The organism is Brevundimonas sp. UBA4553 (genome assembly GCF_002387245.1).
Classification (GTDB): Bacteria; Pseudomonadota; Alphaproteobacteria; order Caulobacterales; family Caulobacteraceae; genus Brevundimonas.
Genome location: NZ_DGLD01000019.1, coordinates 58,739 through 72,902, shown reverse-complemented (window position 1 = coordinate 72,902; position 14,164 = coordinate 58,739). Strand labels below are relative to the sequence as shown.

Sequence of the window (14,164 nt, the reverse complement as noted above, 5' to 3'; positions counted from 1 at the left end):
GTCTCCGACATGAGCATCCACGCCCGCATCGCCGAACTCGGCATCACCCTGCCCGAGCCGGCCAAGCCCGTCGCCAGCTACGTTTCCTACGTCCAGTCCGGCAACCAGGTCCTGATCTCGGGCCAGTTGTCGAACGACGCCAATGGCGGCATCAAGGGCACCGTGGGCGTGGACGTGACCCCGGAGCAGGCCGCCGAGGCCGCCCGCCTGTGCGGCATCAACCTGCTGGCCCAGATCAACGCCGCCGTCGACGGCGACCTGGATCGCGTCGTCCGCATCGTCAAGCTGGGCGCCTTCGTCCAGGCCGGCCCGGACTTCGTCGCTATCCCCGCCGTCATCAACGGCTGCTCGGACCTGATGGTCCAGGTCTTCGGCGACGCAGGCAAGCACGCCCGTTCGGCCGTCGGCGTCTACAAGCTCCCGCTCGGCTTCGCCGTGGAAATCGACGCCATCATCGAGGTGAAGTGAGCTTCACGCTTCAGGTTAACGACGGGATCGCCGCAATAGGTCGTGATGCGTGGAACGCCTGCGCCGCCCCGACCGGCGATCCCTTCGTCTCCTACGACTTCCTGCACGCCTGTGAGGCGTCCGGCAGCGCCGTCCCGTCCCAGGGCTGGGCGGCGCGCCACTTGTCCCTGCATGACGAAGACGGCGCCGTGATCGGCGTCATGCCTCTCTATCTCAAGGGGAACAGCCAGGGCGAATACGTCTTCGACCACAGCTGGGCCGACGCCTGGCAGCGCGCCGGCGGCCGCTACTACCCCAAGCTTCTCGGCGCCGTGCCGTTCACGCCCGCGACCGGACCGCGCTTTCTGAACGCGCCGGGCGCCGACGCCGCGACCGTACGCGAGGCCCTGCTGCAAGGGGCCCTGACCCTGGTCGAGCGCCTCGGCGTCTCCTCCCTGCATGTCAACTTCCCGACCGAGCCGGAATGGCGCGCCATGACCGAGGCGGGCCTGCTGCCTCGCCGCGACATCCAGTTCATCTGGCGCAACGAGGGCTATCAGACCTTCGACGACTTCCTGGCCGCCCTGTCGTCCAACCGCAGGAAGACCATCCGTCGCGAACGGCGCGAAGCCCAGGCTGGCCTCGACATCCGCGTCCTGACCGGCGCCGACATCACCGAGGCCCACTGGGACGCCTTCTTCGCCTTCTACATGGATACCGGCGACCGAAAATGGGGCCGACCCTATCTGACGCGCGACTTCTTCGCCCGCGTCGGCGCGACCATGGCCGACCGCATCGCCCTGGTCATGGCCTTCCGGGACGAGACGCCCATCGCTGGGGCTCTGAACTTCATCGGCCGCGACGCCCTCTATGGCCGCCAGTGGGGCGCGCTGGAGGACGTCCCCTTCCTTCATTTCGAGCTCTGTTATTACCAGGCCATCGACTTCGCCATCGCGCGCGGCCTGTCCCGCGTAGAAGCCGGCGCGCAAGGCGAGCACAAGATCGCGCGCGGCTACCTGCCTTCACCCGTCTATTCCGCCCACTGGATCGCCGACCCGGCCCTGCGGGATCCGGTCGCCCGTTACCTCGATAACGAAAGACCGGCGGTCGAGGCGGAAATGCAGGCGATGACCCTCGATCTCTCGCCCTACCGCGCGCCGGCGTAGGTTCGGAACAGGCGTGCAACGCTCGGGCTTTGCCCCTGCGCCAGAGCCAGATCGTCGCGCCCCTCCGCTTCCCGCCCGAGAGATATGAGCGCCAGACCACGCCCGTAACGCGCCGGCGACATGACCGCCTCGCGGCTCAGCGCATAGTCGAAATCAGCCAGCGCCTGTTCATGTCGCCCCTGCTGAAGCCGCAGACGTCCCCGGCTGTCGGCGATGGCGCCCGACAGGGGTTGAGCCGCCAGACCCGCATCGCACCAGGTTTCTGCCTGGGCCAGGCCGACGCCCGCCAGCGCCAACATCCAGCACCCCGCGTTCAACATGTCCGGATGCTCAGGATTGGAAGCGATGAAGGCCTGGGCGATTGCGACCGCAGCGTCCGTATCACCTGCCGCCGCCAGACCCGCGACCATCGTCTGGGTGGCCGCCTCCACCTCGCCAGGATCCCGCTTTTGCAGATCCCGCGCGAGGTCCGAACTTGTGCAGGACAGTTTGGCGCGGATGGGAACTCTCGCCAGATCGACGCGCTTGGGAGGTGAGTCTCCTCCTCACATCAGGGATCACCATGACCGATCAACGTATCGAAGGCGCCGCAACTGAACTTCAGGGCAAGGCCCAGAACGGCCTCGGCCGCCTGACTGGCGACAGCAAGCTGCAGGTCGAAGGCAAGCTGAACGAGGTCAAGGGCAAGGCGCTGGACGCCTATGGCCGCGTCATCGACGGCCTGGACGGTATCGTCGACAAGGCGCCCGCCGACCTGCGCGATCCCGCCCGCAAGGGTCTGGATTTCGCTCGCCGCAAACCCCTGCTGACCACCGGCATCCTTGCCGGGGCGGCGGTGCTGCTCAGCAGCCTGGGCCGCAAACGCTAATCTTCTCTGGGGATTTCCTCGGACCTGCTGTCCCGTGCCACGATCATGGCGCGGGACAGCTCGATCCATTTATTGATCATTGGCTGGTCGGATGGCGCGGCCTCCACCACCGCCAAACGTTGGGCTGCCCCGTCAAAGTCGCCAGACTGACGAAGCACGTTGGCTGTCGATAGCTGATAGAAATACCAGTTCTCGGGGTCTTCCGATTTGAGCTGGTCGCTGGCGGCGTCCATCGCCGGCGCCAACTCAGCAGCATAGCGGGCATAGGCCGTCATATCCGATCGAACCTGCCATGTGGCCTGCAACAACAACCAGACATGGCTTTAAGGCGTCTGTTCGCCCGTTTTGGCCATGACAAAGTCCATCACATAGTAGGATGCCTCGTTCTGGACCGCCGCGTATTCGGGCGTCAGCACCAGAGCGCGAAGCGCAGTCTTCTCCGCATCGCTATAGACTTCCTTGGTCACCGGAAAACGGCTGCCCGGACACTGTGGCACAGGCATCGGAAACGTCCACGACCCGACCGGCATCCCGTCCATATGCATTCCGTAGGTGGAATAGGACGCCGTCGCCGTATGCGTGAAGGTTTCGCCGGTGAGCGGACACTCCACCTTGATGGGATACGGGGTTCCCGCATAGGCGGCCGGCGCCATCCCCAGAGCCAAGGCTCCCGCCAGAATGAGTTTGTTCATTATCGCCCCCCGGTCGATTCTGGATCGGGACCTCCTCCCCCGCCTGAACGAGGGAGGAGCGACCCGTTTTTCAGCCTGAAATCAGGCCGTTTCTTCTTCTGCTTCCTTCACCGCCGCGCCCTTGGCCGGGGTGATGTCGAAGGCGATCTTGCCGTCCTTCAACTCGACCTTGACGTGTCCGCCGCGAGTCAGGCGGCCGAACAGGATGTCGTCGGCCAGCGGCTTCTTGATGTGCTCCTGAATGACGCGGGCCAGGGGCCGTGCGCCATACAGTTCGTCGAAGCCGTTTTTGGCCAGCCAGTCGGTCGCCTCGTCGGTCAGTTCGATGGTGATGTTGCGGTCCGCCAGTTGGGCGTCCAGCTGCATCATGAACTTGCCGACCACCGAGCGGATCGTCTCGGCGCCCAGCGGCTTGAAGGCCACGATGGCGTCCAGACGGTTGCGGAACTCCGGCGCGAACAGACGCTGGATGGCCTTGTCGTCCTCGCCCTCGACCTTGCCTCGGCCAAAGCCGATGGAGGCGCGGGCGTTGTCGGCGGCCCCGGCGTTGGTGGTCATGATCAGGATGACGTTCCTGAAGTCGACCTTCTTGCCGATCGCGTCCGTCAGGGTCCCGTTGTCCATCACCTGCAGCAGGATGTTGTAGACGTCGGGGTGGGCCTTCTCGATCTCGTCCAGCAGCACCACCGAGTGCGGGTGCTGATCGACGGCGTCGGTCAGCAGGCCGCCCTGGTCGTGGCCGACATAGCCCGGAGGGGCGCCGATCAGGCGGCTAACCGTATGGCGCTCCATGTATTCCGACATGTCGAAGCGCTGCATCTCGATGCCCAGGGTGGACGCGAGTTGCTTGGCCACTTCCGTCTTACCGACGCCGGTCGGGCCGCTGAACAGGAAGGCGCCGATGGGCTTGTTCGGATCCCGCAGACCCGCGCGCGCCAGCTTCATCGCGGCCGAGACCTGGTCGATGGCTTGCTCCTGGCCGTAGACCACGCGCTTCAGATCGGATTCCAGCTCGCGCAGGGACTCCGTATCCGACTTCGACACCGATTTCGGCGGGATGCGCGCCATCTTGGCGATGACGGCCTCGACCTCCTTCTGGCCGATAACCTTCTTGCGCTTCGATTCCGGCAGCAGCATCTGCGACGCCCCCGCCTCGTCGATCACGTCGATCGCCTTGTCCGGCAGCTTGCGGTCGGTGATGTAGCGCGCCGACAGGTCCACCGCCGTGCGGATAGCGGCGTCAGTGTAACGCAGCTTGTGGTGGGTCTCGTAGGTCGTCTTCAGGCCCTTGAGGATCTTCACCGTGTCCTCGATCGTCGGCTCGTTGACGTCGATCTTCTGGAAGCGACGCACCAGGGCGCGATCCTTCTCGAAGTGCTGGCGATATTCCTTGTAAGTGGTCGAGCCCATGCAGCGCAGGCTGCCCGAGGCCAAGGCCGGCTTCAGCAGATTGGAGGCGTCCATCGCCCCGCCTGAAGTCGCGCCGGCGCCGATCACCGTATGGATCTCGTCGATGAACAGGACCGCATTCTCATGCGTCTCCAGTTCCTTGACGACCTGTTTCAGCCGCTCTTCGAAGTCCCCGCGATACCGGGTGCCGGCCAGCAGCGCCCCCATGTCGAGGCTGTAGATGGTGGCGTCCTTCAGGACCTCGGGCACCTCGCCGTTGACGATCTTGCGGGCCAGACCCTCGGCGATGGCGGTCTTGCCGACGCCCGGATCGCCGACCAGCAGCGGGTTGTTCTTGGTCCGGCGGCACAGGATCTGGATCGAGCGCTCGACCTCGGCGTGACGGCCGATCAGGGGGTCGATCTTACCGTTGCGCGCCTTCTCGTTCAGGTCCACGCAATAGGCTTCCAGCGCCTCCCCGCCCGATTTGACGGCAGCGGCGTCCTCGGCCTCCTCGGGCGAACCCTTGGCCGGACGAGCCTCGGCCGCACCAGGCTTCTTGGCGATGCCGTGGGCGATGAAGTTAACGGCGTCATAGCGCGTCATGTCCTGCTCTTGCAGGAAGTAGGCGGCGTGGCTTTCGCGCTCGGAGAAGATGGCCACCAGGACATTGGCGCCCGTCACCTCTTCTCTGCCCGACGACTGGACATGGATGACCGCGCGCTGGATCACACGTTGGAAGCCCGCCGTCGGCTTGGCGTCGTCGCCGTCGGCCGTGGCCAGGGCGGCCAGATCGTTGTCGACATAGAGGGTCAGCGCCGTCTTCAGCGCGCCGAGATCGACGTTGCAGGCCGTCATGACCGCCGAGGCGTCGGTGTCGTCGATCAGGGCCAGCAGCAGGTGTTCAAGCGTCGCATATTCGTGCCGGCGCTCGTTCGCATAGTGGACCGCGCGGTGCAGGGTCTCTTCGAGAGGACGAGAAAAGGAGGGCATGGGAGATCCTCTCAGTCTTTTTCCATCGTGCATTGCAGAGGGTGCTGGTGACGGCGCGCCGTCTCGACCACCTGGGCGACCTTGGTTTCGGCCACTTCGTAGGTGAAGACGCCGCAAACCCCGACGCCATGCTGGTGCACATGCAGCATGATGCGGGTCGCGTCTTCCCGGCTCTTCTGGAAGAACCGTTCCAGCACATAGATGACGAACTCCATGGGCGTGTAGTCGTCATTCAGGATCAGCACTCGATAGAGCGAGGGCCGCTGAAGCTTCGGCTTTGTCTCGGTGACGACGGCGGCGCCTGCGCCTCCGCCTTGTTCACCTGGCCGTCTGGTAGGCATTAGTCATCCGTCTTCGGGGGGAGTCGATAGCTCAGATAGGTGATGATGGCCTGATTTGTAGAGGCGTCCAGTCACGCGTTGCGTGAGCGGCCCAGCTAACCAAAGATTCACGGGACACCGGCGTGTCGGGGCAGCACCAATGCGGCTCGGTTTCGCGCTGCTGGACGCCTCCATGACCCTGATCGCTGCACTTATCGCCGCACTGATCCAGACAACCGCCCCTGTGGTCGTCATTCCGGATGAGGCGACGCTGACCCCGATCATCGCCGAGCGCGACACCGCCCTGTTCACCACCATGTTCGACCGCTGCGATCCAGCGGCCCTGGCTGATCTGGTCACCGACGACCTCGAATTCTATCACGACCGGGGCGGGCTGACGGCGACGCGGACCGCCTTCGTCGCCGACTACGCCAAGGGTTGCGAAGCCAGGAAGGCCCCCGACGCCTGGCGCTCACGCCGCGAACTTGTACCGGGCACGATGAAGGTCTACGCCATCCCCGGCGTCGGCGCGGTCGAGGAAGCCAGCCACCTCTTTTACGAACGTCAGGGAGACGGGCCGGAAACCCTGGTCGGTCGCGCCCGCTTCTCCATGTTGTGGCGGCTGGAGGACGGCCAGTGGCGGCTGGCCCGCGCCTTCAGCATCGACCATGCCGCCATATCGCCCGGCGCACCCTGAGCCCCGGACGCAAAAGGCCCCGGCAGTTCTGCCGGGGCCTGATTTTACGCTACTGAAAAGCGTCAGGCTTAGCGGGCGGCCTGGAAGCTCTCGACGGTCGCGGTGACGCGCTCGTTGATCGGCTTGAAGCTGTCCTTCACCGAAGCGGTGAAGATCTCGGTGGTCTTGCCGAACTGGGCCAGATAGGCTTCAGCGGCCGACTTGGCCCACGAGGTCTGCAGTTCGACCAGTTCCTGCACCGAACGCGCTTGGCTCAGCGACTGGGCAGCGGCGACGCCGTCTTCCCAGGACTTCTTCGAGAAGGCGAGCGTCTCTTGCGACAGAGCCTCGGCGCCCTTCTGGGCGGCAGCGGCCGACTCGACGACGGCTTCCAGGTTCTTCTTGCCGTGGGCGTTCAGTTCGGTCAGCGAGGCGACCGACTTGTCCACGCCTTCGCGGAAGGCCTTGGCGCCGGCGGCCTGGATGCTCTCGGCCTGGGCCTTGGCCTTGGCGGTGGTCTGTTCGACGGTCTTCTTAACAGTCTCTGCGGCGTCGGCCATGGGGACTCTCCTGAAGCGATGAGGGGTTTCACGACGAACGGCGTCCATCGCGACAGGGGTCATATGGTGCAACTGCGAAATGACTTCAAGTGAAAATTGTGCGACGCAACATATGAACGCCGATCACCCTTATGCGGCCAAGCCGATCACAACTCCGTTGACGGCTTGTTAACCCTCTCGAAACCCGACCCGCCGATGTTAGCCTTTGTAACGCGCGGTGATCACGGTCGTCTTCGCGCCACAGTGACGAGGCTAGTAGATTGACCATGAACGCAGCATTCAGCCGTCGCTTCCTGGCCGCCCTCGTTGTGGGCGGCGTGGTCCTCACGCCCGCCCTCGGCGCGCCGCCCCCGGTGGCCCAGTCCTCTGACAACTCGCGCTACGCCTCCATCGTGGTCGACGCTGCGTCGGGAGAGGTGCTCTTCTCCCGCTTCGCCGACGCACGGCGATACCCGGCCTCGATCACCAAGGTCATGACCCTGTATCTGGTCTTCGAGGCGCTGGAGTCCGGCAAGGTCAAGCTGACCGACAACCTGACGGTCTCGCCCCGCGCGGCCTCGCAGCCCCCGTCCAAGCTGGGTCTGGCCGCCGGCCAGTCGATCAGCCTGGAAGACGCCATGAAGGCCACGGCGGTCCGCAGCGCCAATGACATGGCGGTGGTGCTGGCCGAACACATCGGCGGATCCGAGGCCCAGTTCACGGCCCGCATGACGGCCAAGGCCCGCGAACTGGGCATGGATCACACCCGCTTCACCACCGCCAACGGCCTACCCGACACGCGCCAGGCGACCACCGCCCGCGACCTGTCGATTCTGAGCCGCGCGGTGATGCGCGACTATCCTCAATACTATCGCTACCTCGGCCTGCACGACTGGTTCTACAACGGCCGCGACTACCGCAACACCAACGGCCTGCTGGCCACCGGGCGCGGCTATGACGGCATCAAGACCGGCTTCACCAACGCCTCCGGCTACAACCTGGCGGCCTCCTCGGTGCGTGACGGCAAGCGGATCATCACCATCGTCATGGGCGGTCGCTCGACCAAGAGCCGCAACGAGCACGTCGCCGAACTGATGGACACCGGCTTCGAGGTTCAGCGCCGTCGCGGTCAGGGCGAGCGGATTCAAGTGGCCCAGACCTTCTTCGAACAGCGCGGTTACGGAATCAGCGCCGATCCCAACCCGCCGGTCGAATACGCCTCTGTTTCGGACGAGGACGGCGAGGGCGTCAGCTCGACCGCCGTAGCCTATGTTTCCGGGCCGCCGCCCGCCAGCCTGCCGACCGAGGTCACGCCGCCGCCGTCGGCCCGGGCGGCTGCGGCCACGCCTCGCGCCACGGCGCCGATCCAGCGCGCCGAGGCTCCACGCACGGCGGAAAGCCTGACCGCCTCGCTGAATGGCGGCGCGTCTTCGACCACCCGTCGCACTGCGTCGGCGCCTGCTCGGGCGCCGGCACGCGAAACCGCGCCGGCCGGTCGCTGGACCGTTCAGGTCGGCGCCTTCCGCGAGGAATCAGTGGCGCGGGACTGGCTGAACGACGTCAGCCGTCGCTTCCGCACCCAGTTCAGCGACGCTCAGCGCGACGTTCAGGTCGCCAACGGCTGGTATCGCTCGCGCTTCACCGGCATGACCCAGGCGGCGGCCGAGGCCGCCTGCGACGCCCTTGGCGAACGTCGCGTGACCTGCATGGTCATCCGACCGAGCTAGCCCGCCCTGCCCCGGCCGTTGCGCCAGCTTTCCTCGGCCAGACGCCGGGCGTAATCGCGCACGTCTGACGGCCAGGCCTCGATCGCCGCGTCAAAGGCGACCCAGTCGCCGGCGAACAGCATCCGCGTCGCTTCCTCATAGGCGGGTTGATCACCCGCCATGGCTGTCATGAAGCGATAGGCGGCTTCGCGGCTGCGACGGACGCGATCCGGGCCCTCGCCGTCGCGCATGGCGGCCTCGACCAGTTTGCGCATCGCGACAGAGGCGCCGCCCGGCTGAGACGTCAGCCAGTTCCAGTGCCGCGGCAACAAGGTCACCTCCCGCGCTGTCACCCCCAGCCTGGGCCGTCCCGGGCCGCGCTTCTCGACCGGCTCTGACGGCAGGCGCGCCAGGACCGTCGCCAGATCGCCGCGCAGGTCGAACTCCACCGGGCGAGCGTCAGCGTTGTCGAAGACCAGCACCCTCTCTCCGCTATCGTGCGCCGCCTTGGCGGCGGACGCCACCACGGCCGGCGAGCCGCTGGCGATCAGGCGATCTCCGGCGAAGGCGGTGCAGCTTGCAGTCGTCATCATCATCTCCGAGACAGATGAAGATGTTTTACCCGGATATTATATCTGCGTCAATATTACCCGGATTTATTTAACGCGCACGCTCGCCCTCGCCGAACACCGAGGCGGCGATCCAACTGACAACGCCCGTGACGATGGCGGCCCCGATCCCGGCCCAAAGACCGTTGACCGCGAACCCGCCTAGGAACCAGGCGGTCAGACCGATCATCGCCGCGTTCACCACCAGCAGAAACAGCCCCAGGGTTACGATGGTCAGCGGCAGGGTCCGGATCACCATGATCGGCCGCACGATGGCGTTGACCAGACCCAGGATCACCGCCGCCGCGACCAATGATCCCGTAGAGGTGAAGTCCACCCCCGGCACGACCTTGGCGGACAACCACAGCCCCAGAGCGGTGACGATCGCCTGAACAATGAAACGCAGCATGAAACGCAGTCTCCCTGAACCTTGACCATATAGCGCGCCAGATCGCGTTTCGCTCCCGTGCGAAATCCGCCCGGCCCTGCTAGCCTCGATGAGAACCCTCTGACGGAGCCTCCCATGAGCCTTCACGGCGCCTACGACCCCGACAACATCTTCGCCAAGATCCTGCGCGGCGAGATTCCGAGCGTGAAAGTGTGGGAGGACGACGAGGTCCTGGCCTTCATGGACGTCTTTCCTCAGTCCGAGGGCCACGTTCTCGTGGTGTCCAAGACCTCGAAGGCCCGCACCCTGCTGGACATGGAACCAGAGGTTCTCGCCAGGCTGACCGCTGCGGTTCAGCGTACAGCCCGCGCCGTCGAAAAGGCCCTGAAACCCGAGGGCTTCAGCCTAATGCAGTTCAACGGCGAGGCTGGCGGCCAGACCGTCTTCCACCTGCATTTCCACATCGTCCCCCGATGGGCCGACCGCGCCATGGAGGGCCACGGCCACTTGCCCATGGCTGACGTCGAGCACCTGAAAGCCTTGGCCTCTCGGATCGCCGCTGAACTGGACTAAATCAGAGCGGCCCCTTGAAGATGAAGAAGGCCCCGCCGGCGATCAGCGCAAAGCCGACCAGATGGTTCAGGGTCAGCTTCTCGCCGAGGTAGAGCACCGAGAAGGCAGCGAAGACCAGCAGGGTGATCACCTCCTGCATGGTCTTCAGCTCGGCAGCGGAATAGACCTGATGACCGATGCGGTTCGCTGGCACCGCCAGGCAGTATTCGAAGAAGGCGATCCCCCAGCTCAGGATGACCACGATCCATAGCGGTTTCGACCCGAATTTCAGGTGTCCGTACCACGCGAAGGTCATGAAGACGTTGGACAGGGCCAGAAGAAGGACCGGCGTGAGATAGGGCGTCATCGGCATGCGCGGACTGTGCTTGCATCCAGGAGATTCCGCCAGCATAAGGCGCGCATCGCCGGTTTAGCTCAGTTGGTAGAGCGCCAGTTTTGTAAACTGGATGTCGCGGGTTCGATTCCTGCAACCGGCACCACTCCCTGGCGCAGTTAAGCGCCCAGGCTGACCCTCCTCCAAAACCGCGAGAACCGCGCCGTCGCCTGGCCCGCCCCGGTCCCGCCCGGGCTCAACCTTCTGCGCCTGACCGCTTCCCGTCTGACAAGTGTCCGGGATTGACCTGATAGACCTCAACTCCGGCGCGCCCCCGGAGCCGACGATCGGCACACCATGGCGGCGGTCGTGGTGTCCATGGGCTTCTGAGGCGAGCGGGGGCGCGGCTGGACCGGAACCCTGTCCGTTTAACGCCTGCGGCGGCCTTGAGCTTGACCGACGTCCGAAAGACTGTGAAACGCGCTGATCCAGGGGGCCTGCGCCCCTGCAACCGTGGAATCATGGGCGTCTTCCGCCTGCGATATCCCTCCGGCCGCCCCACCTTCTCCCATGTCAGAGACGACCAACAAGCTGGGCCACAAGATCGGCAAACGCGGAGCGCGCACCCGCCGCGCCATCCTCTACGCTTTGCGCAGCCTTCTGAACCAGAGGCATCTGGGAGAAATCCGCGCGGCCGACGTCGCACAGGCCGCCCTGGTCTCGGCGCCGACCTTCTACACCTACTTCAAGTCGGTCGAGGAAGCCTTGCTGGTGTTGTGCGAAGAAGCCGGCGAAGACTTCCAGCGACTGGCTTCGCATATCCACGCAGACTGGTCGGGCGACCGGGCCTTCGAGGCGATCCGCACCTATGTCACCGAGGTTCTGGCCCTCTGGGACGAGCATGGTCCGGTCTTGCGCGTCGAACATATGCTGGCCGACAAGGGCGAGCCTGCCTTCGCTGAAAGCCGTATCCGGCGACTACGGCGGCTTCACCTTGCCCTGGAACGGCGCATCGCCCAGGCGCGCGCCAGCGGCTATCACCCCGAAGGCCTAAACCCGCGCCTGACGTCCTATGAGACGGCCAATCTGGTTGAATCCGTCGCCGCGGGCTTCGCCCTGATGCGACGCGCCGACACCGCCGAGGCCATTATCGATACGACCGCCCACATTGTCGTCAAGCTGACGACCGGACGCTGACGACCCAGGCGGCCGCCAGCGTGAAGACCCCGAGGACGCCTCAGCCGCCGCCCAGCGCCACCGCAGTGTGATAGACGATGAAGGCGCCCAGGTAGGCCAGACCGAACATGTAGCCGACCATGATCAGGGTCCATTTCATCGAGCCGGTCTCGCGGCGCACGACCCCGATGGTCGGCAGGCACTGAGGCGCGAAGACATACCAGGCGAGGAAGGCCAGACCCGTGGCCAGCGACCAGTCGGCCGACAGAACCGAGGCCAGAGCCCCCACGTTCTCTTCCGCCCCCGCGACGGCGTAGACCGTGCCCAGAACCGCCACAGCGACTTCACGCGCGGCCATGCCCGGCACCAAAGCCACCACCATCTGCCAGCTGAACCCGATGGGCGCGAACAGCGGCTGAAGCGCCTTGCCGATCATGCCGGCGAACGAATAGTCGATGGCCGGTCCCGTCGCGCCCTCGGGCGGATAGGGGAAGGTTGAAAGGGCCCAGACGATGATCATCAACGGCAGGATGATCTTGCCCGCCCGGCGCATGAAGATCTTGGCGCGCAGCCACAGATTGAACAGCACGCTCTTGATATCGGGCGTCTTGTAGGCGGGCAGTTCCATCATGAAGGGCTCGACCGCGCCGCGCCAGAAGACCTTGCGGATGACCACCGAGACCAGAAGCGCGCTGATGATGCCGCTGGCGTAGAGACCGAACATCACCAGGCCCTGCAGGCTGACAAAGCCCCAGACCGTTTCATTGGGAATGAAGGCGGCGATGATCAGGACATAGACCGGAATGCGCGCTGAACAGGTCATCAGCGGCGCGATCAGGATGGTGGTCAGCCGGTCGCGCTTCGCCTCGATCACCCTTGTCGCCATGATGCCGGGGATGGCGCAGGCGAAGCTGGACAACAGGGGAATGAAGGCTCGGCCGTGCAGCCCCGCTCCGCCCATGATCTTGTCCATCAGGAAGGCCGCGCGGGCCATGTAGCCGAAGTCTTCCAGCACGATGATGAAGAAGAAGATGATCAGGATCTGAGGCAGGAAGACCAGCACGCTGCCGACCCCGCCGATCAGGCCGTCGACGATCAGGCTCTGCACAAGCCCGTCGGGCAAAACGGTCGCCACCCAGCCGCCGACCAGCGCGAAGAAGGCCTCGATGCCGTCCATCGCAGGCGTCGCCCAGGTGAAGACCGCCTGAAACATGACGAACAGGATGCCCAGCAGGATGATCAGGCCGGCGACCGGATGCAGCAGGACGCTGTCGATCTTGCCCGTCAGCGTGTCCGGCCGCTCGGGCGGGCGAACGCAGGCCTTGACGATGCGCTGGGCCTCTCGATGCGCGGCCCGGATCTCGGCGGCGGACGGGGCGTGCCACTGGCTGCGGGTTTCGCCGACCGCCAGATCCGCCTGAGCCTGAGCCGCGGCGACCAGTTCATCAATGCCGCGCTTGCGGGTCGCCACCGTGGTGACGACCGGCGCGCCGATCTCTGCGGACAGCTTCTCCAAATCGATGCGCAGACCCTGACGCTGGGCGATGTCGTACATATTGAGGGCCAGCACCATCGGACGGCCGACCTGCTTCAGCTCAAGCGCCAGACGCAGAACCAGGCGCAGGTTGGTGGCGTCGGCGACGCAGACCACCACGTCCGGAGGGCTCTCGCCCGGCAGGGCGCCCAGAACGGCGTCGCGGGTGACTTCCTCGTCCAGGCTGCGCGCACGCAGGGAATAGGTGCCCGGCAGGTCCAGCACCGACAGGGTGCGGCCGTCGGCGGCGTGGATGCGCCCCTCCTTGCGCTCGACCGTGACGCCGGCGTAGTTGGCCACCTTCTGATGGGCGCCGGTCAGGGCGTTGAACAGCGCGGTCTTGCCGCTGTTCGGGTTGCCGACCAGGGCGATACGGGCGGTGCGAACAGCCATGTCCATCAGAGGGCTCCCGCATCCAGACAAACGGTAAGACTGGCGGCCTCGTGCCGGCGCAGAGCCACCCGCATGTCGTCGACCTTGATGGCGATGGGATCGCGTCCGAAAAGGCCTTCGTGCAGCAGTTCGACCCGCGCGCCCTCCACGAACCCCAGTTCCAGCAGGCGGCGTTCCAGTTCGGCCTCGTGCTCCTGATGGTGGCAGTCGCCGCCGACCTGAACAATGACGCCGCGATCGCCGCGTCGGGCCTGGCTGAGTTTGATGGTGTCGGTCATGGCGCTCATTACGACGGCAACTCACGCCGTTCACATATTACGAAAGCGACTATCAGTCGCGCGCCTTGCGCGTCCAGTAGCGATAGCGCATCGCCGTGGGACCAA

The 14,164-nt window shown here is 65.4% G+C and carries 18 protein-coding genes and 1 tRNA gene; 8 read left to right on the top strand and 11 right to left on the bottom strand.

Annotated features, from left to right (window positions below; genetic code table 11):
• Positions 1-9 precede the first annotated feature (9 nt).
• Both B4A39_RS12765 and B4A39_RS12760 read left to right on the top strand, forming a co-directional pair.
• Positions 10-468 (top strand): RidA family protein, encoded by a 459-nt coding sequence (locus tag B4A39_RS12765; protein WP_292036925.1) that lies wholly within the window; start codon positions 10-12, stop codon positions 466-468.
• Positions 465-1,613: a GNAT family N-acetyltransferase gene (locus B4A39_RS12760; RefSeq protein ID WP_292036924.1), complete on the top strand. Its 1,149-nt coding sequence runs from the start codon at positions 465-467 to the stop codon at positions 1,611-1,613. Before B4A39_RS12765 ends, B4A39_RS12760 begins: the two co-directional genes overlap by 4 nt.
• Here the strand turns inward: B4A39_RS12760 and B4A39_RS12755 are convergent.
• A complete protein-coding gene (locus B4A39_RS12755) occupies positions 1,595-2,044 on the bottom strand; it encodes a tetratricopeptide repeat protein (RefSeq protein WP_292036923.1) in 450 nt (149 codons plus the stop codon). The genes B4A39_RS12760 and B4A39_RS12755 overlap by 19 nt on opposite strands.
• Before the next feature lie 131 nt (positions 2,045-2,175).
• Between B4A39_RS12755 and B4A39_RS12750 the strand changes: the two genes are divergently transcribed.
• Positions 2,176-2,481, top strand: a complete 306-nt coding sequence (locus B4A39_RS12750) for a CsbD family protein (RefSeq protein WP_292036922.1) — start codon at positions 2,176-2,178, stop codon at positions 2,479-2,481.
• Here the strand turns inward: B4A39_RS12750 and B4A39_RS12745 are convergent.
• The 4 genes from B4A39_RS12745 to clpS form a co-directional block, all read right to left on the bottom strand.
• Entirely contained in the window at positions 2,478-2,756 is a 279-nt protein-coding gene (locus B4A39_RS12745) for a hypothetical protein (RefSeq protein ID WP_292036921.1), read from the bottom strand. The genes B4A39_RS12750 and B4A39_RS12745 overlap by 4 nt on opposite strands.
• A 48-nt stretch (positions 2,757-2,804) precedes the next feature.
• Positions 2,805-3,173, bottom strand: coding sequence for a hypothetical protein (locus B4A39_RS12740; RefSeq protein WP_292036920.1), 369 nt, complete (start codon positions 3,171-3,173; stop codon positions 2,805-2,807).
• An 81-nt stretch (positions 3,174-3,254) separates the two neighbouring features.
• Positions 3,255-5,555: an ATP-dependent Clp protease ATP-binding subunit ClpA gene (gene clpA / locus B4A39_RS12735; protein ID WP_292036919.1), complete on the bottom strand. Its 2,301-nt coding sequence runs from the start codon at positions 5,553-5,555 to the stop codon at positions 3,255-3,257.
• 11 nt (positions 5,556-5,566) lie between these two features.
• Entirely contained in the window at positions 5,567-5,896 is a 330-nt protein-coding gene (gene clpS, locus B4A39_RS12730) for an ATP-dependent Clp protease adapter ClpS (RefSeq protein ID WP_105564763.1), read from the bottom strand.
• Between the two features lie 139 nt (positions 5,897-6,035).
• On the opposite strand from clpS, the gene B4A39_RS12725 reads away from it, so the two are divergent.
• On the top strand, positions 6,036-6,572 hold the full coding sequence (locus B4A39_RS12725; protein ID WP_292036918.1) for a nuclear transport factor 2 family protein: 537 nt from the start codon (positions 6,036-6,038) through the stop codon (positions 6,570-6,572).
• Between the two features lie 68 nt (positions 6,573-6,640).
• On the opposite strand, the gene B4A39_RS12720 is transcribed toward B4A39_RS12725, so the two are convergent.
• Positions 6,641-7,111 carry a phasin family protein gene (locus B4A39_RS12720; RefSeq protein ID WP_292036917.1) on the bottom strand — a complete coding sequence of 157 codons (471 nt, stop codon included), beginning with the start codon at positions 7,109-7,111 and terminating at the stop codon, positions 6,641-6,643.
• A 266-nt stretch (positions 7,112-7,377) separates the two neighbouring features.
• Here B4A39_RS12720 and B4A39_RS12715 point away from each other — a divergent pair, with 266 nt between their 5' ends.
• On the top strand, positions 7,378-8,817 hold the full coding sequence (locus B4A39_RS12715) for a D-alanyl-D-alanine carboxypeptidase family protein (RefSeq protein WP_292036916.1): 1,440 nt from the start codon (positions 7,378-7,380) through the stop codon (positions 8,815-8,817).
• Here B4A39_RS12715 and B4A39_RS12710 read toward each other — a convergent pair.
• Positions 8,814-9,389 (bottom strand): DUF2239 family protein, encoded by a 576-nt coding sequence (locus tag B4A39_RS12710; RefSeq protein WP_292036915.1) that lies wholly within the window; start codon positions 9,387-9,389, stop codon positions 8,814-8,816. The two genes, B4A39_RS12715 and B4A39_RS12710, sit on opposite strands and share 4 nt — an antisense overlap.
• A gap of 67 nt (positions 9,390-9,456) precedes the next feature.
• Positions 9,457-9,813 carry a phage holin family protein gene (locus B4A39_RS12705; RefSeq protein ID WP_292036914.1) on the bottom strand — a complete coding sequence of 119 codons (357 nt, stop codon included), beginning with the start codon at positions 9,811-9,813 and terminating at the stop codon, positions 9,457-9,459.
• A gap of 114 nt (positions 9,814-9,927) precedes the next feature.
• Here B4A39_RS12705 and B4A39_RS12700 point away from each other — a divergent pair, with 114 nt between their 5' ends.
• Positions 9,928-10,365: an HIT family protein gene (locus B4A39_RS12700; protein ID WP_292036913.1), complete on the top strand. Its 438-nt coding sequence runs from the start codon at positions 9,928-9,930 to the stop codon at positions 10,363-10,365.
• A 1-nt stretch (position 10,366) separates the two neighbouring features.
• Here B4A39_RS12700 and B4A39_RS12695 read toward each other — a convergent pair whose 3' ends face one another.
• The gene (locus B4A39_RS12695) at positions 10,367-10,717 is read right to left on the bottom strand and encodes a DMT family protein (protein WP_292036912.1); all 351 of its coding nucleotides are present in this window, start codon (positions 10,715-10,717) and stop codon (positions 10,367-10,369) included.
• Between the two features lie 51 nt (positions 10,718-10,768).
• Here B4A39_RS12695 and B4A39_RS12690 point away from each other — a divergent pair.
• Both B4A39_RS12690 and B4A39_RS12685 read left to right on the top strand, forming a co-directional pair.
• A tRNA-Thr gene (locus B4A39_RS12690) sits at positions 10,769-10,844 on the top strand.
• A 404-nt stretch (positions 10,845-11,248) separates the two neighbouring features.
• Positions 11,249-11,875, top strand: coding sequence for a TetR/AcrR family transcriptional regulator (locus B4A39_RS12685; protein ID WP_292036911.1), 627 nt, complete (start codon positions 11,249-11,251; stop codon positions 11,873-11,875).
• A gap of 40 nt (positions 11,876-11,915) precedes the next feature.
• Here the strand turns inward: B4A39_RS12685 and feoB are convergent, their stop codons facing one another.
• Complete coding sequence (feoB, locus tag B4A39_RS12680) at positions 11,916-13,787, bottom strand: ferrous iron transporter B (protein ID WP_292036910.1); 1,872 nt, start codon at positions 13,785-13,787, stop codon at positions 11,916-11,918.
• Positions 13,787-14,059 carry a FeoA family protein gene (locus B4A39_RS12675; RefSeq protein WP_292036909.1) on the bottom strand — a complete coding sequence of 91 codons (273 nt, stop codon included), beginning with the start codon at positions 14,057-14,059 and terminating at the stop codon, positions 13,787-13,789. Before B4A39_RS12675 ends, feoB begins: the two co-directional genes overlap by 1 nt.
• Between the last annotated feature and the right edge of the window lie 105 nt (positions 14,060-14,164).

Coding starts and splice junctions, on each gene's coding strand:
- clpS (WP_105564763.1), bottom strand. CDS start 5,896: ATGCCTACCAGACGGCCAGGTGAACAAGGCGGAGGCGCAGGCGCCGCC.
- B4A39_RS12720 (WP_292036917.1), bottom strand. CDS start 7,111: ATGGCCGACGCCGCAGAGACTGTTAAGAAGACCGTCGAACAGACCACC.
- B4A39_RS12745 (WP_292036921.1), bottom strand. CDS start 2,756: ATGACGGCCTATGCCCGCTATGCTGCTGAGTTGGCGCCGGCGATGGAC.
- B4A39_RS12700 (WP_292036913.1), top strand. CDS start 9,928: ATGAGCCTTCACGGCGCCTACGACCCCGACAACATCTTCGCCAAGATC.
- B4A39_RS12765 (WP_292036925.1), top strand. CDS start 10: ATGAGCATCCACGCCCGCATCGCCGAACTCGGCATCACCCTGCCCGAG.
- clpA (WP_292036919.1), bottom strand. CDS start 5,555: ATGCCCTCCTTTTCTCGTCCTCTCGAAGAGACCCTGCACCGCGCGGTC.
- B4A39_RS12695 (WP_292036912.1), bottom strand. CDS start 10,717: ATGCCGATGACGCCCTATCTCACGCCGGTCCTTCTTCTGGCCCTGTCC.
- B4A39_RS12715 (WP_292036916.1), top strand. CDS start 7,378: ATGAACGCAGCATTCAGCCGTCGCTTCCTGGCCGCCCTCGTTGTGGGC.
- B4A39_RS12710 (WP_292036915.1), bottom strand. CDS start 9,389: ATGATGACGACTGCAAGCTGCACCGCCTTCGCCGGAGATCGCCTGATC.
- B4A39_RS12675 (WP_292036909.1), bottom strand. CDS start 14,059: ATGACCGACACCATCAAACTCAGCCAGGCCCGACGCGGCGATCGCGGC.
- B4A39_RS12740 (WP_292036920.1), bottom strand. CDS start 3,173: ATGAACAAACTCATTCTGGCGGGAGCCTTGGCTCTGGGGATGGCGCCG.
- B4A39_RS12685 (WP_292036911.1), top strand. CDS start 11,249: ATGTCAGAGACGACCAACAAGCTGGGCCACAAGATCGGCAAACGCGGA.
- feoB (WP_292036910.1), bottom strand. CDS start 13,787: ATGGACATGGCTGTTCGCACCGCCCGTATCGCCCTGGTCGGCAACCCG.
- B4A39_RS12750 (WP_292036922.1), top strand. CDS start 2,176: ATGACCGATCAACGTATCGAAGGCGCCGCAACTGAACTTCAGGGCAAG.
- B4A39_RS12725 (WP_292036918.1), top strand. CDS start 6,036: ATGCGGCTCGGTTTCGCGCTGCTGGACGCCTCCATGACCCTGATCGCT.
- B4A39_RS12705 (WP_292036914.1), bottom strand. CDS start 9,813: ATGCTGCGTTTCATTGTTCAGGCGATCGTCACCGCTCTGGGGCTGTGG.